This window comes from Staphylococcus sp. HMSC071G07, assembly GCF_001811435.1.
GTDB classification, from domain to species: domain Bacteria; phylum Bacillota; class Bacilli; order Staphylococcales; family Staphylococcaceae; genus Staphylococcus; species Staphylococcus pettenkoferi.
Map to the genome: position 1 here is coordinate 342985 of NZ_KV804768.1, position 25706 is coordinate 368690.

Consider the following 25706-nt stretch of genomic DNA (forward strand, 5'->3'; position numbering starts at 1 on the left):
CTCTTTTTGTTAGTAGTAACAATAAATTTATTGTTACTCTTTCTTTTAATTGAGGACATCGGATTTTCTTGCTTCTCTATTGCCTTGAGTAGTTTAGGCACAGATTTAGATGTAAATTTATACTCTGTTGTAAAACTTTTAGTTGCCATTCTTATCACATCTTTTCTTATAGTTTAAAAGTATAACTAAGTTTACTAGTTCTCCATCTTTCATAGTACTCTAATTATAAGTCTCTCCTTCCGTATACTCAAGCATTTTTTTATATAAATTAAATCGCCCTTTATTAAAGATTATCTTATACCTACTTCAAATGACGTTGAATGAGCCGTGCTAGCGTTTCGGTTAGTTTTGAAGGACGACCACAACGCCTCTTATTCACTTTATATTGGGTTTGTGCTATAGGTGCAGAATAAACTTCTTCCGTCATATTCAAAACTTCCCTCCTCCCATCTCCATCTACTCTCCCAAAACAAAAAACGACGTCGTAACGGCATTCTCAATCATAAGCGGTTAGCCAATTTTACATTAAAAAAGCAAGGTCATCGTGTCAGAGAATTATTCTCTTGACACTTTTTTGACACTTGCTATCTTAAAACCGCATAAAAATAGGCTTTATGTATGGAGGCGGCGGGATTTGAACCCGCGTCCAGAGGTCCTGATACAAATCTTTCTACGTGTGTAGTCTATTCGAGAATTTCACATCATGCTAGGGAACAGACAACCAACATGATGCTAGTTTGATTGAATCTCTTCTAGGCAGACTTCAAACGGCAGTGCCCAGCGTATCCTATTAGGGTTGAATCGCGTTAACAGCACATAGGAAATGCTGTTAGGCGATGCAGTGGCTATTATGCAGCTACTGCTAAATTATCGTTTGATTTGCCAGTTATTATTAACTGAATGTGTTGATGACGGAGACAGCCCTCCGACACGCTTAATAAGCTCGGGGGACCCCTGTCGAATCCAAGAACGCCCCCGTAATATTAAATTGGAAGACATGTACTTTCTGTTATTTCAGAGATATATGGTCATCACGCCGCTTCTCCGCGCCTCTATTCAACGCTACTATGCAACATTTCACCTACTCCCCTAAACAGAAAGCACATATTATCATATCAAACCACAATCGGTTTGGCAACAACTCTGATTGTGGTTCGTGCGCTTAGTAACGCGCTTTCAGTGCTCTATCAACGTCACGTTTCATCGCTTTCTCTTTCAACGCTTGACGCTTATCATATTTCTTCTTACCTCGGGCGATACCGAGCAGCACTTTACAGTTACCGCGCTTCAAATAGAGCTTTAACGGAACGATAGAGTAGCCGACTTCGCGCGTTTGTTCACCGATCTTATTAATTTCACGTTGGTGCAACAAGAGCTTACGCGAACGACGTGGATCATGGTTAAATTGGTTTCCTTCCTCATAAGGAGCGATATGCATGTTCTGTAACCACATTTCACCTTTCTTCACTTGCGCATAACTATCTTTCAAGTTTGCACTTCCACGTCGAATCGATTTAATTTCAGTACCTTTTAATACAATGCCCGCTTCAATCGTACTTTCGATATTGAAATCGTGACGCGCTTTACGATTGACCGCTAGCGTACCGGGAGATGTTTTCTTCTTTTTCGCCATACTGTTTCACCTCTTCATTGCATTACTTTTTCTTCTTACGTGCTTTTTTCTTCACTTTCTTCGCTTTGTAAAAGGGTTTGTGGTTTGTGTTGCCCTTACCTTGTTTCTCTCTTCGACGTGCATTCTTACCTTTGCGTTGCTTATGCTTTTTCTTTTTACCCTTATTATCTTTACCTTGATCTAATGACTTGCCTCTCGTCTTGGCTTGAATCGTCTTACCTCTCGCAGGTCTCTGAGTCGTTTGAGACTTCGGCAACGGCATACCGATGATTTGGAAATCAATCATGCGCTCATCGACATCGACGTTAATCACTTTCACTTTGACTGGATCACCAATTCTGAAGACTTTCGCTTGGCGTTCACCAATCAGTGCCATTTGACGTTCGTCAAAGTTATAGTAATCGTCCGTCATGTTCGCGATGTGTACCATACCTTCAACTGTGTTTGGCAATTCGACAAACATACCAAAGTTGGCCACAGAGCTAATGATACCTTCGAATTCTTCGCCAATGTGTTGCACCATAAATTCGGCTTTCTTCAACTCATCAGTATCGCGTTCAGCTTCAATTGCGCGGCGTTCACGATCTGACGTATGCTCAGCAATTTCTGGCAAACGCTCTTTCCAATCGCGTAACTCCTCATCATCCATAGACTGCTCAATCAAATATTTGCGTATTAAGCGATGGACAATCAAGTCTGGGTAACGACGGATTGGAGATGTGAAATGCGTATAGTATTCGGCTGATAAACCGAAGTGTCCAAGGTTCGCATCATCATAACGTGCTTGTTGCATAGAACGTAACATCATCGTTGAAATGACCATTTGTTCTGGCTTACCTTCCACTTCTTCTTGAATATCTTGAAGTGTTGAAGGATGGATATCTTCGCCAGTACCTCGAATCATAATACCGAAATTAGTGATAAAATCAAAGAATTGACGTAAACGATCTGATTTCGGTTGTTCGTGAACACGGTAAATAAATGGTAGATTCTGACGATCAAAGTGTTCTGCAATCGTTTCGTTCGCCGCTAACATGAATGATTCAATCAGACGTTCACCATCGCCACGATGACGCACTTGAATATCTTTAGGAACACCATCTTCATCTACGAAGACTTTCGCTTCATCGATATCGAAGTCGATTTCACCACGGCGTTTTCTCATCGCAATTAGTCGTTGAGACAAGTCTTTTGCCAAGTCTAACATTGGAACGAGTTCACGATATTGTTCACGTGTTTCTGGGTCATGGTCTGTAATGATTTTATTCACATCGTCATAAGTCATACGGTAATCAGAATGGATGACACTATCAAAGATCTCATGTTTCACAACATCGCCACGCTCATCGATTTCCATACGACAACTTAACGTCAGACGGTCGACATTAGGATTCAACGAACAAATGCCGTTACTCAAACGGTGTGGAATCATCGGAATTACGCGGTCTACGAGATACACACTCGTCGCGCGATCATATGCCTCAGCGTCGAGCTCAGAGCCTTCTGTCACGTAATAACTTACGTCGGCAATGCTGACTGTGAGCTGCGTATGACCGTTATCCAATTTCTTCACGGCAATCGCGTCGTCCAAGTCTTTCGCATCTGCGCCGTCAATCGTAATCGTGAGTTCATCACGTAAATCACGACGGCCTTTCATCTCATCGGCATCAATCTCTTCCGGAACATGTTTCGCTTCCTCAAGCACTTCGTCAGGGAAGTCGATTTCGATTCCGTGTTGATAGATAATGGATAAGATATCTACGCCAGGGTCGTTCTTATGCCCTAGAATCGCCGAAATTTGACCTTCTGGATTATCCGTACTATCCGCATATTTCGTGATTTGTACGAGCACTTTATGACCATCTACGGCGCCTAGATGTGCACCTTTCGGGATAAAAATGTCTTGAGTGATACGTTTATCATCAGGAATGACGAACCCGAAATGACGCGCTTCGCTAAACGTACCAACGACTTGAGTCACATTGTGTTTCTCGATAGATTTCACTTCACCTTCGAGTTTGCCACGATGCTCCCCTTTCGAATTGTGCAGTTCTACAAGCACAGTATCGCCGTCCAACGCGTAATTTATCTTAGTCGGTGGAATAAAGATATCGTCCATATCCTTATCCTCAGGGCGCAGGAATGCAAACCCTCGTCTATTCTGACTTAACTTCCCTCTAATCAATTCGCCTTGTTTCGGCGTAGAGGCTTCTTTACGTTTATAGCGGTCAGTTCGTGTTCTTTCAACTAAACCTGATTGTTCTAATTCGACTAGAATCTTGATTAAATCTCTGAAAGATTCAGCTGTATCTAGTCCGAGTTCGTCTTGAAAGTCTGACACGGACATCGGTTCATAGTCCGGTCGTTGAATAATATCTTCAATGGATTGCTTTAAATTCATCATGCCCCTCCTTTCTTATATTGTTATAAAATTAAATTCTCGTTATTCAGTCCAATCTAAAGATTCTAAGAAACGATAGACTTCTTCAAAGACCGCTTCTTTCTCTTTATCGATTGTAATGACATGACCTGAATTCGCATACCATTTTATATCTTTTTCATCTTCATCTGTATCTGTTTCGTTGTATATAATGTTTGCGGAATCCGGATTGATCATCTCGTCTTGTTCAGCCTGAATGACAAGTAACGGGTCTAATACTTCATCTACGTGCTCACGTATATCTTGAATTTGACCTTGAAGTTCTTTCAACGTAGAAGTTGGTTTGAAAGACTGCATCTCTTGGTCAATTGTCTGCTCGTCTTTACCTTCGTATTGTTTAAATTGGCGTGCGTATTTTAACACACCATCAAACATAGATCCTTCTGTCTTAATATACATAGGAGAACACATGGTTACAATACCCTTTACATCTCTATTTAAGCTTAATTTAAGCGCATAGCAACCTCCGAGTGACAATCCAGCGACTGCGATTTCATCGTAGCCTTTATCAACGAGTTCGTCATAAGCGTCTAGGACATCTTTAAACCATACATGTGGACTTGATTTCAGAATTTCTTCAGGTGGCGCACCATGGCCTTCGTATTGCGGTGCATAGCACGTATAGCCTTTCTTCTGAAGCATACGTCCAAGTTGTCTGACGTCTGCAGAACTTCCCGTGAAACCGTGAAGTAAGAGTACAGCTCTCTTTCCTTCCTCAAAGAAGAAAGGTTGCGGTAATTTAATATTCATGATTGATCTTTCCCTTCGTTTAAAAACGTCGTAAGCAAGCGTTATCTCTGCCCGGTGCGATATGTGCAACACGCTAACACTTACTCTCTATTGTAAAATAAAAAAGCCCGACTTTCACATCGTCGGACTCGGCCTCTCTATAAGGCTATACTCCTATAAGTACGCAATCCATCTGTCGTATTACTTATAGGCCAAAGTAACTAATTGCAATCATAATCAAGAAGAATATGACTGATAGTATAATCGTTAATCTATGCAAGAATAAATCGACACCGCGTTGCTTTTGTTTACCAAATAACTGCTCAGCACCACCACTAATCGCGCCTGAAAGTCCATTACTTTTACCTTCTTGGAGTAACACAACAGTTACTAATGCAATACAATCTACAATTAATAGAACTATCATTAATGTATGCATACAAATTGTCCTCCGATCATTATATACGCAATGCATTATAGCACATGCGCTCTGATAATATCAATCCTCTAGCGATTAAAAGTACTTTTACGCTTAATAGATACGACAAGCATATAAATCGCCAGCACAAGTGAAACAATCATCACAATTGTGAGTGGCACAGTGGCAATCCATGACTTCGTTTCGTTAATCGCGTGATAGACTGCCCCGATATTGACTAACGTGTATAAAATGTTTGAGATATAAACTGCGAACATAAACCACCACAGATAAGGATGACGGTACCAAATCGCTACGACACCTGCCAAGTAAGCAAGCACGTACATCACGCCAGTGAAACGAAAGCTATTTAAGATAGTTCCGATACCGTTGTCGCCTGGCTTATGACCTTGGTCTAACCACATTTGTTTCACGACACTCTCATCTAAGACGACAAATAGATGGATGGCGTATAAGATAGCCAGAATGACTGAGCTATAAGCTATTAACTTACCGGTCTTTATTTCCTTTAGACTAGGGTTATCATTCATTTGGGTATCTATCCTCTCTATTATTATCATCGCTTATTATAACATTTTTGTGGACTGGGCGGTATCGTTACCTGGGTTATTGTTAGTGCTAGGGATTAGCCTAAATAAAATTACTTAATTTTCAATGTTTTGACTTTCGCTTGCATATAAAAAGCCGGGGTTGATAACAACCCCGGCTAAACTAAGCGCGTGAACTCATAACATGTGAGTTAAATTATTTTTCTAAGTTATAGAATGATTTAATACCATCAAATTTAGCAGTTTCGTAAAGTTCATCTTCGATACGTAATAATTGATTGTATTTTGCAATACGATCTGTTCTTGAAAGAGAACCTGTCTTGATTTGGCCAGCGTTTGTAGCAACTGCAATGTCAGCAATTGTAGTATCTTCAGTTTCACCAGAACGGTGAGATACAACTGCAGTGTAGCCTGCTTTTTGAGCCATTTCAATCGCATCAAATGTTTCAGTTAACGTACCGATTTGGTTTACTTTGATTAAGATTGAGTTACCGATACCTTTTTCGATACCTTCAGCCAATTTCACTGTGTTAGTAACGAATAAGTCGTCACCTACTAATTGAACACGGTCACCGATGCGGTCAGTCAATACTTTCCAACCGTCCCAGTCATTTTCATCCATACCATCTTCAATAGAGATGATTGGATATTTGTTGATTAATTCTTCAAGATAATCTACTTGTTCTTCTGCAGAACGTTTCGCACCATTTTCTCCTTCGAATTTAGTGTAGTCATATACACCGTTTTCGTAGAATTCAGATGATGCACAGTCAAAGCCTAAGTACACATCTTTACCTGGTTCTAAGTTAACAGCTTTGATTGCTTCCATGATTGTTTCAACTGCATCTTCAGTTCCTTTGAATTTCGGAGCGAAACCACCTTCGTCACCTACTGCAGTTTCTAAACCGCGGTCTTTAAGAATCGCTTTAAGTTGGTGGAAGATTTCAGCACCCCAACGTAAAGATTCTTTAAATGATTCAGCACCTACAGGTAAAATCATAAATTCTTGGAAAGCAACCGGTGCGTCTGAGTGAGAACCACCGTTAACAATGTTCATCATAGGTACTGGTAATTGTTTACCGTTAAATCCACCTAAGTATTTGTAAAGTGGTTGATCAGTGTATTCCGCTGCTGCACGTGCAACTGCGATAGATACACCAAGAATTGCGTTCGCACCGAGTTTACCTTTGTTATCAGTGCCGTCTAATTGAATCATCATTTTATCGATAGATACTTGATCGATAACTGAGAATTCACCTTCAACAATTTCAGGTGCGATGACTTCGTTCACGTTCTCTACTGCTTTTTGAACACCTTTACCTGAGTAACGATTTTTGTCGCCATCACGTAATTCAACTGCTTCGTGTTCACCTGTAGAAGCACCTGAAGGTACGAGTGCACGACCAAATGCGCCACTCTCAGTAAGAACTTCGACTTCAACAGTTGGGTTGCCGCGTGAGTCTAAGACTTCGCGAGCATATACATCAGTAATAATTGGCATGTGTATAATCTCCTTTGTCAGTGGTTTTCTAATTGTTCACTTACATTATAATCTCTATCTGCAGATTTATAAAATGTTTTAATCATTGCATAAGCACGGGCAAAAGGCACGTAAGGCTAAGATAAAAACGCACCTTTTACCACCTTGCAAATTTAATGATTAATCAGTGATTCACCCGTCATTTCTTCTGGCTGTTTCACATTGAGTAAATCTAATAAAGTAGGTGCCAAGTCACCAAGACGACCTGTCTCTCTTAAAGTGACACCTTCTTTAGTAACAATGACTGGTACTGGGTTCGTCGTATGTGTTGTCATCGGTTCATCATCGTCGGTTAAGACCATATCAGAGTTACCGTGGTCAGCTGTGATAATTGCGTGACCACCCATGTCAATGATCTTATCAACGACTTCGCCGAGACATTCGTCGACCGCTTCAATCGCTTTAATTGTCGGTTCTAACATACCACTGTGCCCTACCATGTCAGGGTTAGCAAAGTTGAGTAGGATTAAATCTAAATCACCTTGATCCAACTCTTCTAGCAGCGCGTCTTTAACTTCGTACGCACTCATTTCTGGTTTCAAGTCGTACGTTGCGACTTTCGGTGAATCGATGAGACGACGACGTTCACCTTCGAATTCGTCATTACGTCCACCACTCATGAAGTACGTCACATGAGGATATTTCTCAGTTTCAGCAATACGTAACTGCTTCAAACCGTTATTTTGAGCAACTTCACCAATTGTGTTGTGTAAATCAACCTTTTCAAACACAATTTCAGCATCAACATTATCGTTGTACTTAGTAAAAGTCGCGTAGTACAGATCTTTAACTTGTTCAACTTTAAAGCCATCAAATGCTTTGTCAGTGAAGATTTCAGATAGTTGCGCTGCTCTGTCAGGACGGAAGTTATAGAAGATGACCGCATCGCCATCATTCACACCATTGTTCTGACCTTCAACGATAAATGGCTCAACGAATTCGTCTGTAACGTCATTCGCATAATTCGCTTCTACACCTTCTTTAGCAGAAGCAAACGTTGGTCCGTCAAAGTTGCGAATCGCATTGTACGCTTTCTCTTCACGATCCCAACGTTTATCGCGATCCATCGCATAATAACGACCAGAAACAGAAGCAAATTGACCTACGCCAATCTCTTTAAATTGACGCTCTGTCTCGTCGATATAAGTGAGGGCTGATTTCTGATCTACGTCACGACCATCTAGGAAAGCGTGAACATAAACTTTGTCGACACCTTGTTGTTGAGCTAATTTAAGAATCGCAAATAAGTGTTTGTAGTGACTGTGTACACCACCATCAGACAGCAAACCAAACACGTGTAAAGCTGAGTCGTTCTTCTTCACATGGTCGACTGCTTCGTTTAACACTTTATTGTCGTAGAAATCGCCATCTTCAATAGATTTATTGATACGCGTTAAACTTTGATAAACAATACGTCCGGCACCAATGTTCATGTGGCCGACTTCAGAGTTACCCATTTGACCTTCAGGCAAGCCGACATCTAAACCGCTTGCCTCAATTTGTGTCGTTGGATATTGATTGTAGTAACGATCAAAGTTTGGTTTATGTGCTTGTTTCACCGCATTACCGTGTTCACTTTCACGGTTAGCGAAACCATCTAAGATGATGAGAGCTGTAGGTTGCTTAGCCATATTACTTTGCACCTTCTAACAATTTCATAAAGTCGTCTACTTTAAGTGACGCACCGCCAACTAAAGCGCCGTCGATGTCACTTTTACCCATATATTCTTCAATGTTATGCGGTTTAACACTACCGCCGTATTGAATACGAACTGCTTCAGCAACATCTTTGCTAGAAAGATCTGCAAGTGTTTGACGCACGTGCGCGCACATTTCATTGGCATCATCAGCATTTGAAGATTTACCTGTACCGATTGCCCATACAGGTTCATAAGCGATAACAACTTCACGTAATTGGTCGTCAGATAAGCCTTCAACTGCTTTTTTCACTTGGTTTCCTACAACTTCGTTCGCTTTACCACTTTCACGTTGTTCATCTGATTCACCTACACAGATGATTGGCGTCATACCGTGGTTGAATACCGCATGTGCTTTCTTGTTCACTTCTTCGTCTGTCTCATGGAAGATGTCACGGCGTTCTGAGTGACCGATGACAACGTATTGCACACCTAAGTCTGCTAATGCGACAGGAGATGTTTCGCCTGTGAACGCACCGCTATCTTCGTAGTAAGCGTTTTGCGCACCGATCTTCAATCCTTCAGCTTTGCCTTCCTTAACTAAAGTGATTAAAGCGTCGAGTTGGATCGTTGGTGCACAAATCACAGATTCAACTTTGTCAGTATCTGGTAATGTAGGTAGTTCATTAACGAAATCTTTCGCTTCTTGAACTGTCTTATTCATCTTCCAGTTACCTGCTATGATTGGTTTTCTCATTATTATCACTCCATTTAATCATTATCTTATTGGTAAAATGAGTTCAAATTAATATCTTATTTATCGTTAATTGCATCAATACCTGGTAAATCTTTACCCTCTAAGTATTCTAATGATGCACCGCCACCAGTTGAGATGTGGCTGAATTTGTCTCCATAGCCTAAAGAACTAGCTGCTGCAGCTGAGTCACCGCCACCGATAATTGTGTTCGCATCTTTCAACTCAGCAATCGCTTCGCAAACACCAATCGTACCTTTAGCAAAGTTGCTCAATTCGAATACACCCATAGGTCCGTTCCATACTACTGTATGCGCACCTTCGAGTTGTTGTTTGAATAACTCTACTGTCTTAGGTCCGATATCAAGTGCTTCTCTGTCTGCTGGAATATCATCTACAGAAACTTCTTGAATATCTGCATCGTTAGAGAATTCAGAAGCTGCTTTAACATCTACAGGTAGCACGATTTGGTCACCTGATTTGTCGAGCAATTCTTTAGCGAAATCAATCTTATCTTCTTCAAGAAGTGATTGGCCGATTTCTTTACCTTGTGCTTTTAAGAATGTGTAAGCCATACCGCCGCCGATAAGTACCTTTTCAGCTATATTTAAAAGGTTTGTAATCACGTTGATCTTATCAGACACTTTAGCTCCACCGAGAATAGCCACTACAGGTTTGTCAGGGTTCTCAACTACCCCACCAATGTATTGGATTTCTTTGTCCATAAGGAAACCTGCAGCTGTTTCTAAGTTGGATGCGATACCTACGTTGGAAGCATGTTTACGGTGAGCTGTACCGAATGCGTCATTAACAAATACATCGCCTAAAGAAGCCCAGTATTTACCGAGTTCTGGATCATTCTTAGACTCTTTCTTACCATCTAAATCTTCGAAACGTGTATTTTGAACGAGCAATACATCGCCTTCGTTAAGGTCTTTGATAGCTTGTTCAAGTTTCTCTCCACGTGTTTCAGGTACGAAAGTCACGTCTTGATCGAGTTTAGAAGATAAATCTTTAGCGATAGGTGCAAGCGTTAAACTTTCTTTGTCACTTTCTTCTTTCACTTTACCTAAATGAGAGAAGAGTACGACTTTACCGCCTTCTTTGATGATGTGTTTAATTGTTGGCAACGCTTGAACGATACGGTTATCATCCGTAATTTCCCCATCTTTCATAGGTACGTTGAAATCAGCACGTACAAGTACAGTTTTGCCTTTCAAATCTAAGTCAGAAACAATTTTCTTTGCCATATGAACTTCCTCCTCTTAATGGAACATAAAGTAAAAATAAGCGGAGAAGCGCTTGTGCTCCCCGCTTACTCCTAAGCCTATTGCAATTCTATGATAGCACAAAGGCACGGCCTATTGTTGGTATTCTAGCAATTATTTACTTTGGCTTGCTAAGTGTTCTAAAGTACGTACTAATTGTGCAGTGTAAGACATTTCGTTGTCGTACCAAGCTGCAACTTTAACTAATTGACGGTCACCTACTGTCATTACACGAGTTTGAGTTGCATCGAATAATGAACCGTAAGTCATACCTACTACGTCTGAAGAAACGATTTCGTCTTCAGTGTAACCGAATGATTCAGTTGAAGCGTCTTTCATTGCTTGGTTAACGTCTTCGATAGTTACGTCTTTGTCTAATACTACTGTAAGTTCAGTTAATGAACCTGTAGCTACTGGTACACGTTGCGCACCACCGTCTAATTTACCGTCGATTTCAGGAATAACTAAACCGATTGCTTTCGCAGCACCTGTTGAGTTAGGGATGATGTTTTGAGCTGCTGCACGAGCACGGCGTTTGTCACCTTTTTTGTGTGGTGAGTCTTGAGTGTTTTGGTCACCAGTGTATGCGTGGATAGTAGTCATGAAACCTTCTACTAAACCGAATTCGTCGTTGAATACTTTCGCAACTGGTGCTAATGAGTTTGTAGTACATGAAGCACCTGAAACGATTTCTTCAGAACCATCTAAGATATCGTGGTTTGTGTTATAAACGATTGTTTTCATGTCACCTTTACCAGGTGCAGAAATTAATACTTTTTTAGCACCAGCGTCGATGTGAGCGTGTGCTTTTTCTTTTTCAGTGAATAAACCTGTACATTCAAGTACAACGTCGATATCTAAGTCTTTCCAAGGTAATTTGCTTGGATCAGCTTCAGATAATGATTTCACTTCTTTACCATTTACGCGGAAACCACCATCAATTACTTCAACTTCGCTTGTGAAACGACCTTGCATAGTGTCGTATTTTAGAAGATGAGCAAGCATTTCGTCGTCAGTTAAATCGTTAACTGCAACAACATCGATGCCTTCTACATCTTGAATTCTTCTAAATGCTAAACGTCCGATTCTTCCAAAACCATTGATTGCTACTTTAACTGCCATAAATAATGGCCTCCTTTAAAATGATATTTTCAAAAAAGTGAATGTCACTTTGTTGTAACCTTAATCATGAGCGTGTAATCATTTGGGCTGCACTTTCGTCAGTAATTAACACTGTGTTCTTCGGCGCGATTTCAAGATAAGCTTTAATCGCTTCACCTTTCGATTCGCCGCCTGCTACAGCGTAGATATGCGATTTGGATTTCAAGTCTTCCAACTGTAATCCAATTGTCTTCACACGATGAACGACTTCTCCGTGTTCATCGAAGTAATACCCAAATGCTTCGCCTACAGCATTGTGATGTTGAAGTTTATTCACTACATCTTGAGAAGATTGGCGTCGTTCAGCCATCTTCAGCGCATCACCAATGCCGTGTATCGTAATGTCTGACTGCTTAATCTTGTCTAACGTTTGGATAACTGAAGGCTCTTCCATCAGCAAGTGATATGTTGACTCGCTCACGTTATCCGGGACGTACAACGTCGTGTAGTCCCCTTTCGTTTGTTGCGCCATACTTGCTGCGATGGTATTAGCTTGATAGCCTACATTCTCTCCTAAACCGCCTCGAGCTGGCACGAAGAAGACTTTGTAATCTTGTTCGTGCATGGCATTACTGACATAAGCCATCGTTGAACCACCTGTAACGGAAACAACTGCACCGTCGTATAGAATCGATTCAACCATCTCACCAGCTTGTTTAGACATCTCAATCTTCACGGATTGTTCTTTATCCGAATTGCCCGGAATTACAAAGACGTCTTGTATGTCGTACTGTTCTTTGATGAGTTGGGCGAGCTGGTGATTATCCGAGTAAGCATTGAAGTAATTACTCAATTGGCGAACCGTTTCTTCACCTTTCATCGTAATCTCCATGCCTGTCGGTTTAACTTTAATCAACTCTTGCTGTTTCAAAGCGTTAGTTTCCGAACGTAAGACACGTTCTGTAATACCCATGGCTTCACTCAAGCTACGTCTTCCAACTGGTTGTTTATGAGCAATAGTAGTGAGAATTGAGAATCGTCGGTACATCTTATCAACAAGTTCAGGAACAAGTCTTTGTTGCACTTTAATCAAATCTTGCACTACTATCCTCCTCCAATCATTCGACGTAGGTCAAAGTTTAACCCTAGGTTGACTTATTACGTCCCTCGTGGGACAAAAAAATATTATCTTTACAGTTAGTATACTACTCCTGACATTTATAAAATGCAAGGAAAAGAATTATCTCGATTGCTTTAAAATTTCTTCTATCCTTTAAATACCCCAAAAGGTTATAAATAATCATATTTTACACATAAAAAAGGGTTTCTAATACGCAAAAAAGGTTAGTAATGAAGTAAACTAATAAATGAGAAGGAAGTGAGCATATGGCTAACGATAATAAACACTATCAGGACCAGGAAGTGATTGAACCTGGAGATCGTCGCTATAAAGACGACGATTATTTCAAAAATCAACACGACCGAGACACACGTGACCCCTATTACAATGACGATATGGATGGTGGACGTCGTATTTACGTTCAACGCTACGGCGGTTGCGGGGGTACAGGATGCATGAGTGGATGTTTATTCTCAATCATCATTTCAATTCTATTAACCTTTATACTCAATTTCTTCTTACATTTTATCTAAAAGGGCTGATAAAATGTTGATAAAAGAATGTATTTAAAAGGAGAGTTACTGATGAAGAAATTGATGACACTTGTATTAGGAAGTTTAATCATACTTACAGCATGTGGCTCGCACCAAGATAGTAAACATGACGACAAGTCTGAAAATAAGAAAGAAGAACATTCTAAGAAAAACGATAAGAAAGATAGCAAAACTAAAGAAAAACAGAAAAAGAAAACAGACGACAAGTCTCAGTCAAAAGATAGCAATCAAGACGACAAAGACTATAATCAGGAACCAAAGCAACAAGACAACGCACAAGCTGAACAACAACAAAATCAAGATCAACAAACAGAGCAAAATGAGCAAGCTCAACAAGTTAATCAGAATCAACAAGCAGCACAAAATCAGCAACAAACTAACCAAGAAAACCAAACTCAACAGCAACAACAAGCTAATCAACCAAATCAAGCACAACAACAGCAACAACCTGACGGACAAGAATGGACTGAAGCAGACCAACAACGTGCGATGGAAGAATATAAAGCTTATGCGAAAAAACATGGTCTCACAGGTATTCCAAACGGCGACGCAATGTTCCCTATGCCTGGGACAGAAAACGACAATAACCAAACTCAATCAGAATCACCGTATGAAGAACAGTAAGCTAAAAGTAAAACAATTGGTCTAAATCGCAAGGATAAGAATAATCGCTTATATTATCTTTAATCTTATCAATACTTTCTGTAGCATAGTAGATGTAGAGAGATGGAGGTAGAACTATGAACAAATATCCAAATCAACAACCTCAGCCACCACGAAATCTAGTGGCTATTACTTTAGCGTTAACGCCCGTGTGGCTTTATTTCTACTACCAAGTTATTCACGTACTTTTATTCAAAGAATCTATAGTAGCTAAAATATTAGCAGGAGCTAGTGGAATTCTAATTACTGGTATGCTCGTCGTATATGCTATCGCTATAAGAAAGAAATTATATGAAGAGAGACAGCAGAATAAAGCCAAAAAATAGTGCCGACTCGAGAGTCGGCACTTTATTTATACTTTACTATTCTTCTGGTTGCATAACTTCGTCGATTAAGCCATAGTCTTTCGCTTCATCTGCAGATAAGAAGTTATCACGATCAGTATCTTTTTCGATTTGATCAATAGATTGACCTGTACGTTCTGCTAAGATTTTGTTTAATTTAGCACGTGTCTTCAAGATATGGTTAGCAGCGATTTCGATTTCAGTCGCTTGACCTTGCGCACCGCCAAGTGGTTGGTGAATCATTACTTCAGCATTTGGTAATGCGTAACGTTTACCTTTTGCACCAGCTGCAAGTAAGAATGAGCCCATTGAAGCTGCCATACCTACACAGATAGTTTGAACATCTGGTTTGATATGTTGAATTGTGTCATAAATTGCGAAACCAGCCGACACACTTCCACCTGGTGAGTTGATATATAAGTAGATATCTTTATCCGCATCTTGTGCTTGTAAGAATAATAATTGTGAAACGATTGAGTTTGCTACGTTATCGTCAATCGCAGAACCTAACATGATGATACGGTCTTTTAACAGACGTGAATAAATGTCATACGCACGTTCGCCACGGTTTGTTGTTTCTATAACTGTAGGAATTAAATTCATTCGTAATTGCCTCCTTGATTCTAAATACTGTAATCATTTTAACCTAAAAGTCAAACATGGTCAAAAGTAATACACCTGCATGATTTAAGTTACTATTATTATATTGACCTATTCTCTCAACATTTGTAAACTAAGAGTGTCGCAAATTTAACTGACTCCTCGTAGTGTAATGGATAACACGTAAGATTCCGGTTCTTAAGATAGGGGTTCGATTCCCTTCGAGGAGATTTATTGGCTTAAATTGAATACTTTTCAAAATTAAGAATCCCGTCATTACGGGGTTCTTTTATGTTTCTGTATCAACTACACACCATATAAAACTAATTTTCAGGGACTTTTTAGGGACCCAAGTCCCTCACATAAAAAACCACGTTCTTTATGAGCGTGGTTTGTGTTTTCGAAAATTACGCATAAAAAATAACCGTACCTATTAAGATACGGTACGGCTTAGGCATTATTATTTTTATTGTGCTTGATAAGTTCATCGGTAGAACTAAATATATACTTGAAAAGAAAATAAATTATTGTAAAAGTATGGACAAAGGTCAAAGACATAAATAAAATAATGATCTTTACATCAATTTTCTGTGAAAAACCATACACAAGCACTAATAAATTTATTAAAAGAACGATTGTTAGAATAATAAAACCCCAAATAGCTCTCTTTCTCCATTTATCTTTAAAACGTAATTGAGTAATAACTGAATTTCTTATTTCTTTTTGATAAGTTTGACTATCTTTAAAACTATCGAATATATTTTTTGAATCTAAATTAACTTTGTCTATTTCATTTTCAGAGTATTCTTCTACATTTTCTTTGGTATTTTTACTAAGTTCACTCTTCAATTTATTTATAAACTCTTCATCACTCATTAGCTTACCTTCCTTAATTTTTCCAATTGTCTTCTAGCGAATGGCTTTGTTACATTAAAATTTTTAGATACATTGGCTATCAAATTTCTAAACTCAATATCGTTATATTGATCAATTGGTTTAGGTAATGCTTTTTCGATTATATTTAATGGTAAAAGTAATTGCGCTGCAAATTCGTTGGCTTCTTGCTCGACTATATTATCACTTTGTTCACTGTTTTCATTTCTATATAAAATGCTGACTTCATTTTTATTCAACTTTTTTTTAGGCCAATTCCAATGGAATAATATGTGTCCTAATTCATGAGCCATTGTAAATCTTCTTCTACCTTCAACATGGTTAGAATTCACTACGATTTCAGGTTCATTATTATCATTTACTCTAGTATAACCACTTACAGAATCAGGATAATCAAATGCAGACATATCGCTATAAAAGACTTTAATTCCAATAGATTCAATGCAATACTCCAAGTTTTTAACTATATTTTTCATATTAAAGATTCGGTTTTCTTCTCTGAACTCATCTGCTAATTGTCTAATATCTTTCTCTCCCATAATTATCCCTCCTCTAAATTTATTATATACTACTTTTTATTCTTCTTGTAAATTTAATGAATATGCCCTTTCCAATTCCAAGTAGTGTTTTTAGGCTTACTTTGTTTTGCATCGAAGGGACTTTTTAGGGACCCAAAACATAATAATACCCACCTATTCATTTAGGTGGGCTTTTGCGTATTCATATAGCTTTTCAGTAGTGTTTAAAGTTAAATTATCAACTTTACGCTTACCCTGTCTTAATTGTGATAGTACGTATTGGGCGACGCCAGTTTCTTTATAAATCTGATACCCTGTTATATCACTTTCGATCAATTCAATTATTTTTAATTTGTATTCACTCATGTTATCTACGTCCATTCTTTTTATCTAAATAATAAAAATGCGTTTTTCTTCCTATGAATAGTAATAATGGTAGGCTTAATATAAACAACGATAAATACATTTGCCACGTCATATTTGAAAACCTCCAAATAATGTTATAATATATAAGTGTAAGGAGGAGCCCTAAGGCTCCAAACATAATTTCAATCTTTGCTGTTTGGCTTTCGGTCTAGATAACCGAGATGCCATTTTCTGAGTTGTTTTATGACTCCTGGAATTATCAGTACTGCCAATACTGGATATTCTAGGAGTGTTTTTATTATGTCTAGCATGAGGCTTTCACCTCCTTACACATAATTTGTAAGTCATTAACTAACTTACAAATATAATTATACTAAACAATTGTTCATTATACAAGTGTTTTATTTAAAATATTACATAAAAAATAGGGCAAGCACATTAGCGCCTGCCCTAATTAAGATGCGGATAAAGCTATCAAATCTATTACATCAAAATTCCTCGTATGATTACATAGTGGAAAGAAATTTTAGTGTTTTATAATTCAAATATACTTATATTATAACATAGATTAGCTTATAGTTCCCCATAAACTTCCAACTGAATGTGAAGGAGGAGGCGTTCCATCCCATTTTCTAATAGGAAGATAATAACGTTTACCTTTCCAATCATAGCCAATCCATACATGTTTATCTTGCAACATTACCTCGTCATAATCACAATATCCACCAGGTTGGAAGTCATAAGCATATGGACAACTTCTGAAAGGTCCAGTTGTACGTGCGATGATTGGTTGATTACCATTCACAAATCTCGCTTTTTCCTTCATATAATAAGTACCATAGTTATTCTTTTTCCATGCGCCTGCAACAGTCGATTTAGTATTACTAGCCGAGCTAGTAGATTTTTTAACTGTAGCAACTGGCACTTTACCGTCCATGTATGATCTAATCTGCTTGATAAAGTAATCTTTAAGTTGTACTTGTTTAGCTTTAGGTAATAATCCTTGTGTTACAGGGTCATAGCCTGTGTGTAACTTAGCAGAACGGTGTGGACAACTTGTGGATGAAAATTCAACATGTAATCTAACCGTATTACGATTAGCAGGTAATCCCCATTTTTTGAGCATTCTCGCAGATTCTTGGAAAGCAGATTGTTCGTTAGCTAAAAATACCTTGTCGCTAGCGCCAATTGACTGACATATCTCAATGCCATAATAATCTTTATTACCTACCGCATTTGCCGTATGCCAACCAATACGCGACTCTGGTAACGCTTGCCATACTGTATTACCACTAATATAACTATGTGCTATCCCTGCTTCCAAACGAGATTCAGGTGCATTGACTAGTCCATTATGATAACTTTCTGCAGTAGCATAAACACTACCTGCATCGTTGTGTAAAACTATACCTTTAGGCTTGTAACCACGATTAGGTAAGCGATACCCTTTCACTTCATCTCTGATGTATTTCAAAGATTTCATCTTACGTTTCTTAGGTGTTGTCTTTTTCTTCGTAACTGTCGGTGATTGAACACTTTTTGTAATATTAGCTTTCTTATAGAATGGGCGAATGAACCACATTGGAAATTCATAGTTATGAGTACGACGAGTAGCTACTTCAGTCTTACTAAGACCGCCTCCAACCCAATTCTGTTCGATGACAGTAATCGCGTTTAAAGTTGCAGATATAACAATAGCGACATGACCATACCCCCCACCAAACGTTCTAGGGAATACAACTACGTCGCCAGGTTTTGCTAAAAAGCTTTGCGTATTGTTGTAAACATGTGCTTCATTTGTAAAGTCGTTTTGGAAAGGAATATCAGCCGCTCCTGTGCCTCTTAATCCATGTCCGAATAGTTTAGCCCAATAGACATTGGCTAAATCAAAACACTGCCCGTAATATATTTTATTTAATGCCTTTCCATGCACTCATTTCTTAATGCACTTGTATAACATTAAATAGTTTCTATAAAAAGAAACCTCATGCTTTCACATGAGACTAGACTATATCATCATTTTCAAAGCATAATAAATAGACGTATGGGCATTCGATTTATAAACCAAACACGCCATACGTCTCAAATGGTAAGGGCTAAGATACCAATCTAAAAACTCAACAAACTATATATATCAGGGGTGGGGAGTTATATATGTTTCAATATACTAACTATCCGCATTTAATATATCATATTCTATCCTTAAACATCAATACCTTAAAAATGTCTTGCGCTGTCCGTCAATTGACGATACTTAGTCGTTGAACGTTCCTACACTGTTACCATGTAGGCTTCGCTGCTGATTGCCATATGCGATAGCACTTAGGTTTCCCAGCAATTCACAAGATTTTATATGGGCTATGCAGTTGTTAACCCATAAGCACCGTCGAAGTCCCAACCTCGACCTTCAAGTGTCTTAATAAAATCAATCGCTTGTTGTTTCGTTAGATTTGCTACCATCTTCTTCACTCTCCTTCAACACTTCATCGTCGTGGTAACGACTTGCACCACGTTTCAATTCTTCATCATAATCATAATCAGCGACATCAAACTCAACTTCGTCAGTGTCGTCAGTGAACGGTTCAGATGTATCAAACTCTGTAGGCGTCAATTCTTTTCGTTCTGGTGTAACGCTATCATCGTCAACTGTTTTCTGATACTCAACTGGGTCAACATTTTCATCACGCGGATTTGTATAAGTCTGTACAATACCACTGTCTTTTATTCCTTTGGTCGTATGGTCTTGTATCACTCCAAATGTGACTAATACAGTTAATAATCCATTGACGCCATCACTAAATTGTTCCAGTTGTTCTGTATAGTTTAATCCTAATGCTTGCGTTATATTGTTAACAAAAAGGATTATCGCCGAAACGATAGCCACCCAAAACGATTTCTTCTTACAACGTACTTTCCAATTTATACCTTTCATTTAAGAACCTCCAAACAAAATAAAAAGCCGACACATATGTGCCGACTTATTTAAAGAAGATGTGTCCTACTAAAGAGATAAGTGGGACTAATACAACCCCTGCAAATCCCAACCAGTAACCGATAACTTCTCTATTTCCTTTTGCTTCTGCTTCTACAGTTCCTCGTAGATCTTTAATTTCTTTTTCATGATCTTTTGTTGCGTATTCTAAATCAGTAACTCTAGTTCCTACCGTTGATAATGATTCACTCATTTTTTCTAAGTGTTTTTCTGACCTAGCTTGTGACTCGAACGATTTTTCTTGCAACAATGTCTGTCTATCTACTTTATTCAGCAAACTGTTAAAGTTGTCTGTGTGTTTCTTATCCACTTCGTTTATGCGTTCGTTTATCTTACCTCTTGATCTTTCCCACTCGTGTCTTAATACGTATTTATTTTCGTCCATAAATACCTAAACCACCTAAAAAACCGACAAAGCCAAGCCATGCTGTGATAGCGATCAATTGTGCCGGCGTTATCCAATTAATCGCATTATATACAGCTGCCGATGACATTAAGAAGTGTATGATAGAGCTCCCTAGGCCACCTATTAACATAAAATAATTCGAAATATTATTCACAGATCGTTTGCCGAAAAATAAACTTGAGAAAACTAGACAAGTGCCGAAAATAAGCAGTAACAAACCCCAAATCCAAATAGGCATAACGTCGTTTAACGCTTGGTAAAAAGCACTTTCTTCGATTACTCTTTCGGGGCTTATGAACCAGTAGAAGCCTCGTATATCTACAAAAACGCCTAACCCAATTAAAGATAATGTGGCTAGTTTATCGCGTATTGTAAACTGTTCATTCATGTGTTCACCTACTTCCGTCTAAATGAAAAAACACAAGCCTAAGCCTGTGGTTCTTCCGGATATTCTTCTCCTGTAATCTCCGTATATTGCTCTTTAGTAATACATTCTAACTCTACAAATCTTTTAACTTGTGAATTTGTGTAGCACTTTCTATCGTAAAAATATTTGATATTATCGAATCCTGGAAACATATTATTCTCCTCCTTTAATTTCAGCTAACTCTAATAATACTTGTGCTTGCTGTTGTTCTAATTTTTTAATTTTTTTATCTTTCTCGGCATTATCTAACATAGTTGAAGCTAACTTCTTTTGTGTGTCTCGTAATTGGTAAGCACTTTCTGCGACTTGCATTTGTGTTTGTGCCATTTGTAATATGGATTGGCTTGGTGGTTGAGGTTCTTCATCTTCAGACGAACTCTCTAACCATTCTTCATGAGTAGCACCTATCCACTCATTACCGTTAAAATAAAAAGGACTATAAATGCCTTCGGGTGGCGGCGTTTCAGTCCATTCATCATCGGGATAATCATACTCTCCATCTTCACTTCTGAAAGCTAAATAAGGTGTTCCATCGTATAAAAATACTTGTTTAAACATTTATATCAACCTCCTATTCTACCCAACTGATTGTTCCATAAATATATTTTTCATCAGATTTTTCCCATTGATCTTCGTTAGCTATATACAACTTAACTGAACCGTCATTCTCTACAATTATACTTGTACCATTATGAGCTAATGGTGCTCTGATATATCCGACTTGAGGGCTCTTAGTGATATTAGCAGGCAATTGAGCTATATATTGGTTATGAACAACGTTGTTAGCATTTACTCTTACAAATTTTTGTGTCATAGAACCAATTGTGATAACTCTATAAGAACAGCCGTAACCATTACGAGATTCACCATAACCATAATCAGTATTAGTTCGACCGCCATTAATAATTGTGAATGGTATCCAACCAGTGTCGCTTTGGTTGTTGCTTATTTTCTGCCACCCAGAGTCTTTAGTGCCGTCTGTGTGAATCAATCTGAAATATTTTTCAGAGTTGAAAGTAGAAGTGAGTTCTATTTCTTTGCGCCCTCTTCCTGCCTCCCATACTTTAATTTGTACATAACTGTTATCTAATGGAATTCCTTGGTCTGTTGCATCATCATCTGAAACTGTTTCATATAATCCTGCAGGGAGTTCTGTTACATCTTCTATAGTTCCTTTTGGATAATATTTTATAGTCCCGTCATCTTCGGTGAGTTTATACTTCTGCCAGTCTAAATTCCCTAATTCTTCATCCAACATTTGAGGAGAAAGGAACTCATTATCTTCTACTGTTTGATTAAACTCAGTAACCTTTGCATCTACATGCTCAGTGGCTTCAGTAGATGCAGAATTTATTTTATTAACTGCACTATCAGCAGTATCTTGAACACTTGTTTTAGCATTGTTAGCTGTAGTAGTTATATCTTCTGTAGCATCATCTCTAACTTTAGTTAAATCAGTTTTAGCTTGAGCAATGTATGTTTGAATATCTGATTTACCATCAGCAACTATTTCGTTAAGCGTTTCAATACCTTCTTGTAATACTGACTTCATTTCCGCTACATAATCTTCACCATTAGCTATAGCTTCTTCAATGTCTTTTACTCTTTGTTCAACATGCATTTTTAATTGGTCAAACATGCGGATGTTTTCAATTTTAGTGAATGAAGAAATTTTATTAATTAATGCATCTGCAACTTCAAAAGTAAATTCTCTAAATACAGCAACTTCATTATATTCAGGATTTCCCTCTACGTTATTAACTCCGATATAAACTTGCCCTTTAACTTTTGTAGATGTGCTAGCTTGTAGAAAATCTTTATCTAAAGTAACTGTTACAATACCGTTAAACGGGTCTTCAACTTCTAGTTCGATTACATCTGACGCACTACCATTACTTGACTCAAAATAAGCATATGCTGTTAGGTTGTTTTCATGGATTAATAAAGGTCCTTTTGAATTGCTTAATTGAAATCTTAATATCGCTGTGTTTTCATCTAAATTATAAAAACCAACCCCTAAATCAGAGATTGGTTTTAAATAAGGCTCAGATTTTAATTTAAATAAGGCTTTTTTATCTATTCCGTTATTCACGCTATCACTCCTTATTTTATTAATACGACTGCAACGCCGTACCCTTTTTCGATGTCATACGGTGTAGTAATCTCCAAAACTCTATAAGAACCGTTCTGATTATCTTTTGTACCGATACCTTTATCAGCTTTGATATAGTCGTTAGCCTGTACTGATGAATCAATTCTAGTAAACACTTGCCCCATTAGACCTACTACGTTCCATTCAGGACGACTAGCACGATCAAGATACTCACCATCTGATTCTTCCCAATCAGGATTAGAAATAGGAACTTCTACTTCTTCTGAATACCAATTGCCCTCATCGTCTTGCCATTCTTTAGTTTCAGTCTGAGTAAGTGTTACACCAAACTCATCTTTTAAGAATTTATCTTTATGATGGAACATTGCATCCCCTAAAATTACTCCTGCTGTACCTGAGATAACTCCAATTGGAACATCATTACTGTTAGCTTTTCTGATATATCTACCATCTAATGTAACTAGATAACCATTAGGTATTTCTTGCCCTGACTGAGACTCAAAATACTCAGCATAGTCACCAAAATCATTACCTGCTGTAATAGTGCCTTTTGCTTTTACTGTCCCTGATGTACCTTTAACTTGGAATTTAGTATTCTCATATTTAGCACCATCAGTACCATAACCCATTGCAAACATATAATTATCTTTCGTTTTTACACCGCGAGAGTTGACAATCGTTTGTGCATAGTAGCCTTGAGACGTTTCTGATTCCAAAGAGTTCATAACTGAACTACGAGAGCCATATGCTTTAGAACCTGCACCTACGCCTGCTAGCCAAGAACGGTCGCTATTTGCAAAAGAACCGCCAGATGAAGCGATTACTGCTGAACGTTGTGCAATTGCAGCTGAACCAGTCGAACCACCACTGAATCCACCTTTAACTACGGTAGGTACAACTCTATAAGTTTTATTAGTGATATATGCAGCATTATTATAATTCTCTGCATTGACTCCAACAATCTCTGCTGTGTTGTTGTATAACTCTAGCCCGTTACCAGTTCCTTGTCCTTGTAGGTTGGCATTGATAATACGTAAATCATAAATACCACCACCACCTGCAATACCTCTGTTTTGAGAAGAGTCCCAAATATTAACGTTACTAATGGTAATCTTCTTACCTCTATTACCTCCACCAAACACTTTAATGTCAGCTTGTGAGTTCTTGAATCCTGTAACGTTAATACCGTTTAACATGATGTTTTCACTCATGAATTGAACAGCTATAGCAGGCATCCCTGCTGTGAATTTACCATCACCAACTGCACTGAAGTTATTAACTTGTACATTTCTATATGCTGATATAACTAAAGCACGTGGTGATGTGTTTGGATAAACTTTATTGTCGTAAGGCTCAATTGCTGTACAGTTGTTTAATACTAAGCTGTGAGCTGTTTTAGATTTAGGGTCTCCAGCTCTGTGATGCCCGATATGTCTTAAGTTATAAGCACGTGAATCATGTATACTCATGTGGTTACTGATTAAAACGTTATTAGGAGCTGATGCAGGAGCATGAGCTTTAACCTCTATACCGCCATAGTTCATTTCAGTAATGTTATTATCTAGCATTACATGTTGTGAACCGTCATCAATTTCAATACCGTTATTATTACCGCCACCTGTAGCATGATGTGAATAGTTGTTTGTAAGTAATAAATATCTTGAATGGTGGGTAGTAATACCATCATCACCAAAGCCACTCGTTTCACAATTATCAATGTGAATGTATTTACTTTCCAATTCTTCATTTACTCTTATGCCATCACCTTCATAAAAATAAGCATCACTAGCGTAAGTTACGTCAAAACCATGTAGTAATGCATCTACTGATTTTACATTACTTGCAAATCCGTGCTTAACCCCTGCAAACCTAACATTAGAAGATAATGATCCTCCTGAAGCTTTAAGTGTTTTGTCTTGTCTCCACTTATTACCATTAACTGTAAAATCTTTAATGCCGATGTTGTGAGCATTGCCTGACATATCTTCATTAGTAATTACAATGTTCTCAGCAGGTGTTTCATCCGCGAATTTAATTGTAGTAATATCTTTACCTTCACCTGATAATACAGTGTTGTTAGGTAGTTTAATTCCAGTTACTTTATACGTGCCTGCTGTCATGTGAACATGGACATTCCCATCTCTTGCAGCATCTTTAAAAGCTTGAGTAGAATCTTGCTCGCCCGTTGGGTCTGCACCGTAATCATTCACGTTTACAATGCGTTCAATCTTCTTGTTGAGAAAATTGAAGTTTTCTTCTATTTTGTTTTTGATGATTTCGAAGTCGTATTTTAAACGTTTAGATAGTAAAGGGTGGTTAGTACCATCTATCGCCGTTCTGCTATCTTTAAGTTCTTCTATGCCGTTACCGTTATGACCGACCACCAAGCCCTCAATACGACCGTCTTGATAAGTTAATTCATCGTGAACGTTTGTAAGTTTGTAATCGATTTGTTTAGCGTTGTGTGCATGTTTTTCATTTGTTTTGTGACGCTCTAATATATCTATAATATTTTGATAAACGTTTTCAATTGTTTTAAAATTAAAGATTGTTTTATAACGCCACTCTTGCCCTATATCAATTGGATAATCCTTTTTTAACTTCATTTTGTCACTCCCTT

28 protein-coding genes, 1 tRNA gene, 1 other RNA gene and 1 pseudogene are annotated in these 25706 nt (G+C 38.2%); 4 read left to right on the forward strand and 27 right to left on the reverse strand.

All coding sequences use genetic code 11. The features are described 5' to 3' along the window. Positions 1-301: 301 nt before the first annotated feature. The 13 genes from HMPREF2802_RS12320 to HMPREF2802_RS06010 all read right to left on the reverse strand — a co-directional run bounded on the left by HMPREF2802_RS12320 (position 302) and on the right by HMPREF2802_RS06010 (position 13191). Positions 302-427, reverse strand: coding sequence for a hypothetical protein (locus HMPREF2802_RS12320; RefSeq protein WP_256277928.1), 126 nt, complete (start codon positions 425-427; stop codon positions 302-304). A 189-nt stretch (positions 428-616) separates the two neighbouring features. After that, positions 617-977, reverse strand: a transfer-messenger RNA (tmRNA) gene (gene ssrA / locus HMPREF2802_RS05955). 185 nt (positions 978-1162) lie between these two features. Beyond that, on the reverse strand, positions 1163-1633 hold the full coding sequence (smpB, locus tag HMPREF2802_RS05960) for an SsrA-binding protein SmpB (protein WP_002472927.1): 471 nt from the start codon (positions 1631-1633) through the stop codon (positions 1163-1165). Between the two features lie 22 nt (positions 1634-1655). Then, on the reverse strand, positions 1656-4034 hold the full coding sequence (gene rnr, locus HMPREF2802_RS05965; protein WP_070503089.1) for a ribonuclease R: 2379 nt from the start codon (positions 4032-4034) through the stop codon (positions 1656-1658). Between the two features lie 42 nt (positions 4035-4076). Next, on the reverse strand, positions 4077-4823 hold the full coding sequence (locus tag HMPREF2802_RS05970) for an alpha/beta hydrolase (RefSeq protein WP_070503090.1): 747 nt from the start codon (positions 4821-4823) through the stop codon (positions 4077-4079). A 184-nt stretch (positions 4824-5007) separates the two neighbouring features. Then, positions 5008-5241 carry a preprotein translocase subunit SecG gene (gene secG / locus HMPREF2802_RS05975; protein WP_002472922.1) on the reverse strand — a complete coding sequence of 78 codons (234 nt, stop codon included), beginning with the start codon at positions 5239-5241 and terminating at the stop codon, positions 5008-5010. A gap of 68 nt (positions 5242-5309) precedes the next feature. After that, positions 5310-5771: a hypothetical protein gene (locus HMPREF2802_RS05980; RefSeq protein ID WP_070503091.1), complete on the reverse strand. Its 462-nt coding sequence runs from the start codon at positions 5769-5771 to the stop codon at positions 5310-5312. Between the two features lie 214 nt (positions 5772-5985). Beyond that, positions 5986-7290 (reverse strand): surface-displayed alpha-enolase, encoded by a 1305-nt coding sequence (eno, locus tag HMPREF2802_RS05985; RefSeq protein WP_070503092.1) that lies wholly within the window; start codon positions 7288-7290, stop codon positions 5986-5988. A 152-nt stretch (positions 7291-7442) separates the two neighbouring features. Next, positions 7443-8960, reverse strand: coding sequence for a 2,3-bisphosphoglycerate-independent phosphoglycerate mutase (gene gpmI, locus HMPREF2802_RS05990; RefSeq protein ID WP_070503093.1), 1518 nt, complete (start codon positions 8958-8960; stop codon positions 7443-7445). A gap of 1 nt (position 8961) precedes the next feature. Next, entirely contained in the window at positions 8962-9723 is a 762-nt protein-coding gene (gene tpiA / locus HMPREF2802_RS05995) for a triose-phosphate isomerase (RefSeq protein WP_070503094.1), read from the reverse strand. Positions 9724-9779: 56 nt separating this feature from the next. Continuing rightward, the gene (gene pgk, locus HMPREF2802_RS06000; protein ID WP_070503095.1) at positions 9780-10970 is read right to left on the reverse strand and encodes a phosphoglycerate kinase; all 1191 of its coding nucleotides are present in this window, start codon (positions 10968-10970) and stop codon (positions 9780-9782) included. A 132-nt stretch (positions 10971-11102) separates the two neighbouring features. Further along, positions 11103-12110 (reverse strand): type I glyceraldehyde-3-phosphate dehydrogenase, encoded by a 1008-nt coding sequence (gap, locus tag HMPREF2802_RS06005; RefSeq protein WP_002472917.1) that lies wholly within the window; start codon positions 12108-12110, stop codon positions 11103-11105. A gap of 64 nt (positions 12111-12174) precedes the next feature. Next, positions 12175-13191 (reverse strand): sugar-binding transcriptional regulator, encoded by a 1017-nt coding sequence (locus HMPREF2802_RS06010; protein WP_070503096.1) that lies wholly within the window; start codon positions 13189-13191, stop codon positions 12175-12177. Between the two features lie 284 nt (positions 13192-13475). On the opposite strand from HMPREF2802_RS06010, the gene HMPREF2802_RS06015 reads away from it, so the two are divergent. From HMPREF2802_RS06015 to HMPREF2802_RS06025, 3 genes are all read left to right on the forward strand, one after another. Then, positions 13476-13742 carry a hypothetical protein gene (locus tag HMPREF2802_RS06015; protein WP_070503097.1) on the forward strand — a complete coding sequence of 89 codons (267 nt, stop codon included), beginning with the start codon at positions 13476-13478 and terminating at the stop codon, positions 13740-13742. Positions 13743-13793: 51 nt separating this feature from the next. After that, positions 13794-14387: a hypothetical protein gene (locus tag HMPREF2802_RS06020; protein WP_070503098.1), complete on the forward strand. Its 594-nt coding sequence runs from the start codon at positions 13794-13796 to the stop codon at positions 14385-14387. Between the two features lie 116 nt (positions 14388-14503). Beyond that, positions 14504-14752, forward strand: a complete 249-nt coding sequence (locus tag HMPREF2802_RS06025; protein WP_070503099.1) for a hypothetical protein — start codon at positions 14504-14506, stop codon at positions 14750-14752. 36 nt (positions 14753-14788) lie between these two features. Here the strand turns inward: HMPREF2802_RS06025 and clpP are convergent, their stop codons facing one another. Continuing rightward, positions 14789-15373, reverse strand: a complete 585-nt coding sequence (gene clpP, locus HMPREF2802_RS06030; RefSeq protein WP_002472926.1) for an ATP-dependent Clp endopeptidase proteolytic subunit ClpP — start codon at positions 15371-15373, stop codon at positions 14789-14791. 155 nt (positions 15374-15528) lie between these two features. On the opposite strand from clpP, the gene HMPREF2802_RS06035 reads away from it, so the two are divergent. Continuing rightward, positions 15529-15600: transfer RNA gene (locus tag HMPREF2802_RS06035), tRNA-Arg, on the forward strand. 220 nt (positions 15601-15820) lie between these two features. Here HMPREF2802_RS06035 and HMPREF2802_RS06040 read toward each other — a convergent pair. The 13 genes and pseudogenes from HMPREF2802_RS06040 to HMPREF2802_RS06085 form a co-directional block, all read right to left on the reverse strand. Beyond that, the gene (locus HMPREF2802_RS06040; protein WP_070503100.1) at positions 15821-16246 is read right to left on the reverse strand and encodes a hypothetical protein; all 426 of its coding nucleotides are present in this window, start codon (positions 16244-16246) and stop codon (positions 15821-15823) included. Next, positions 16246-16803 carry an ImmA/IrrE family metallo-endopeptidase gene (locus tag HMPREF2802_RS06045; protein WP_070503101.1) on the reverse strand — a complete coding sequence of 186 codons (558 nt, stop codon included), beginning with the start codon at positions 16801-16803 and terminating at the stop codon, positions 16246-16248. The genes HMPREF2802_RS06040 and HMPREF2802_RS06045 overlap by 1 nt, the downstream gene beginning before the upstream one ends. A 153-nt stretch (positions 16804-16956) precedes the next feature. Then, positions 16957-17148, reverse strand: coding sequence for a hypothetical protein (locus tag HMPREF2802_RS06050; RefSeq protein ID WP_070503414.1), 192 nt, complete (start codon positions 17146-17148; stop codon positions 16957-16959). A 1-nt stretch (position 17149) separates the two neighbouring features. Beyond that, positions 17150-17260: a hypothetical protein gene (locus HMPREF2802_RS11995; protein WP_088606624.1), complete on the reverse strand. Its 111-nt coding sequence runs from the start codon at positions 17258-17260 to the stop codon at positions 17150-17152. A gap of 70 nt (positions 17261-17330) precedes the next feature. Continuing rightward, positions 17331-17482 (reverse strand): annotated as a pseudogene (locus HMPREF2802_RS12000) (hypothetical protein). A 234-nt stretch (positions 17483-17716) separates the two neighbouring features. Next, complete coding sequence (locus HMPREF2802_RS06055; protein ID WP_070503102.1) at positions 17717-19081, reverse strand: SH3 domain-containing protein; 1365 nt, start codon at positions 19079-19081, stop codon at positions 17717-17719. Between the two features lie 492 nt (positions 19082-19573). Beyond that, positions 19574-20080: a phage holin gene (locus HMPREF2802_RS06060; protein ID WP_083307596.1), complete on the reverse strand. Its 507-nt coding sequence runs from the start codon at positions 20078-20080 to the stop codon at positions 19574-19576. A 46-nt stretch (positions 20081-20126) separates the two neighbouring features. After that, entirely contained in the window at positions 20127-20525 is a 399-nt protein-coding gene (locus tag HMPREF2802_RS06065; RefSeq protein ID WP_070503103.1) for a hypothetical protein, read from the reverse strand. Next, the gene (locus tag HMPREF2802_RS06070) at positions 20512-20934 is read right to left on the reverse strand and encodes a hypothetical protein (RefSeq protein ID WP_070503104.1); all 423 of its coding nucleotides are present in this window, start codon (positions 20932-20934) and stop codon (positions 20512-20514) included. Before HMPREF2802_RS06070 ends, HMPREF2802_RS06065 begins: the two co-directional genes overlap by 14 nt. Positions 20935-20972: 38 nt before the next feature. Continuing rightward, positions 20973-21125, reverse strand: coding sequence for an XkdX family protein (locus HMPREF2802_RS11835; protein ID WP_083307597.1), 153 nt, complete (start codon positions 21123-21125; stop codon positions 20973-20975). 1 nt (position 21126) lies between these two features. Beyond that, entirely contained in the window at positions 21127-21531 is a 405-nt protein-coding gene (locus HMPREF2802_RS06075) for a hypothetical protein (protein WP_070503105.1), read from the reverse strand. A gap of 13 nt (positions 21532-21544) precedes the next feature. Next, complete coding sequence (locus HMPREF2802_RS06080; protein WP_070503106.1) at positions 21545-23065, reverse strand: BppU family phage baseplate upper protein; 1521 nt, start codon at positions 23063-23065, stop codon at positions 21545-21547. 11 nt (positions 23066-23076) lie between these two features. Continuing rightward, entirely contained in the window at positions 23077-25692 is a 2616-nt protein-coding gene (locus HMPREF2802_RS06085; RefSeq protein WP_070503107.1) for a peptidase G2 autoproteolytic cleavage domain-containing protein, read from the reverse strand. Positions 25693-25706 lie beyond the last annotated feature (14 nt).

Bases quoted from the DNA above. Each gene is read 5' to 3' on its own strand.
- HMPREF2802_RS12320 (WP_256277928.1), bottom strand. From the start codon at position 427: ATGACGGAAGAAGTTTATTCTGCACCTATAGCACAAACCCAATATAAA.
- smpB (WP_002472927.1), bottom strand. From the start codon at position 1,633: ATGGCGAAAAAGAAGAAAACATCTCCCGGTACGCTAGCGGTCAATCGT.
- rnr (WP_070503089.1), bottom strand. From the start codon at position 4,034: ATGAATTTAAAGCAATCCATTGAAGATATTATTCAACGACCGGACTAT.
- HMPREF2802_RS05970 (WP_070503090.1), bottom strand. From the start codon at position 4,823: ATGAATATTAAATTACCGCAACCTTTCTTCTTTGAGGAAGGAAAGAGA.
- secG (WP_002472922.1), bottom strand. From the start codon at position 5,241: ATGCATACATTAATGATAGTTCTATTAATTGTAGATTGTATTGCATTA.
- HMPREF2802_RS05980 (WP_070503091.1), bottom strand. From the start codon at position 5,771: ATGAATGATAACCCTAGTCTAAAGGAAATAAAGACCGGTAAGTTAATA.
- eno (WP_070503092.1), bottom strand. From the start codon at position 7,290: ATGCCAATTATTACTGATGTATATGCTCGCGAAGTCTTAGACTCACGC.
- gpmI (WP_070503093.1), bottom strand. From the start codon at position 8,960: ATGGCTAAGCAACCTACAGCTCTCATCATCTTAGATGGTTTCGCTAAC.
- tpiA (WP_070503094.1), bottom strand. From the start codon at position 9,723: ATGAGAAAACCAATCATAGCAGGTAACTGGAAGATGAATAAGACAGTT.
- pgk (WP_070503095.1), bottom strand. From the start codon at position 10,970: ATGGCAAAGAAAATTGTTTCTGACTTAGATTTGAAAGGCAAAACTGTA.
- gap (WP_002472917.1), bottom strand. From the start codon at position 12,110: ATGGCAGTTAAAGTAGCAATCAATGGTTTTGGAAGAATCGGACGTTTA.
- HMPREF2802_RS06015 (WP_070503097.1), top strand. From the start codon at position 13,476: ATGGCTAACGATAATAAACACTATCAGGACCAGGAAGTGATTGAACCT.
- HMPREF2802_RS06020 (WP_070503098.1), top strand. From the start codon at position 13,794: ATGAAGAAATTGATGACACTTGTATTAGGAAGTTTAATCATACTTACA.
- HMPREF2802_RS06025 (WP_070503099.1), top strand. From the start codon at position 14,504: ATGAACAAATATCCAAATCAACAACCTCAGCCACCACGAAATCTAGTG.
- clpP (WP_002472926.1), bottom strand. From the start codon at position 15,373: ATGAATTTAATTCCTACAGTTATAGAAACAACAAACCGTGGCGAACGT.
- HMPREF2802_RS06040 (WP_070503100.1), bottom strand. From the start codon at position 16,246: ATGAGTGATGAAGAGTTTATAAATAAATTGAAGAGTGAACTTAGTAAA.
- HMPREF2802_RS06045 (WP_070503101.1), bottom strand. From the start codon at position 16,803: ATGGGAGAGAAAGATATTAGACAATTAGCAGATGAGTTCAGAGAAGAA.
- HMPREF2802_RS06050 (WP_070503414.1), bottom strand. From the start codon at position 17,148: ATGAGTGAATACAAATTAAAAATAATTGAATTGATCGAAAGTGATATA.
- HMPREF2802_RS11995 (WP_088606624.1), bottom strand. From the start codon at position 17,260: ATGACGTGGCAAATGTATTTATCGTTGTTTATATTAAGCCTACCATTA.
- HMPREF2802_RS06060 (WP_083307596.1), bottom strand. From the start codon at position 20,080: ATGAAAGGTATAAATTGGAAAGTACGTTGTAAGAAGAAATCGTTTTGG.
- HMPREF2802_RS06065 (WP_070503103.1), bottom strand. From the start codon at position 20,525: ATGGACGAAAATAAATACGTATTAAGACACGAGTGGGAAAGATCAAGA.
- HMPREF2802_RS06070 (WP_070503104.1), bottom strand. From the start codon at position 20,934: ATGAATGAACAGTTTACAATACGCGATAAACTAGCCACATTATCTTTA.
- HMPREF2802_RS11835 (WP_083307597.1), bottom strand. From the start codon at position 21,125: ATGTTTCCAGGATTCGATAATATCAAATATTTTTACGATAGAAAGTGC.
- HMPREF2802_RS06075 (WP_070503105.1), bottom strand. From the start codon at position 21,531: ATGTTTAAACAAGTATTTTTATACGATGGAACACCTTATTTAGCTTTC.
- HMPREF2802_RS06085 (WP_070503107.1), bottom strand. From the start codon at position 25,692: ATGAAGTTAAAAAAGGATTATCCAATTGATATAGGGCAAGAGTGGCGT.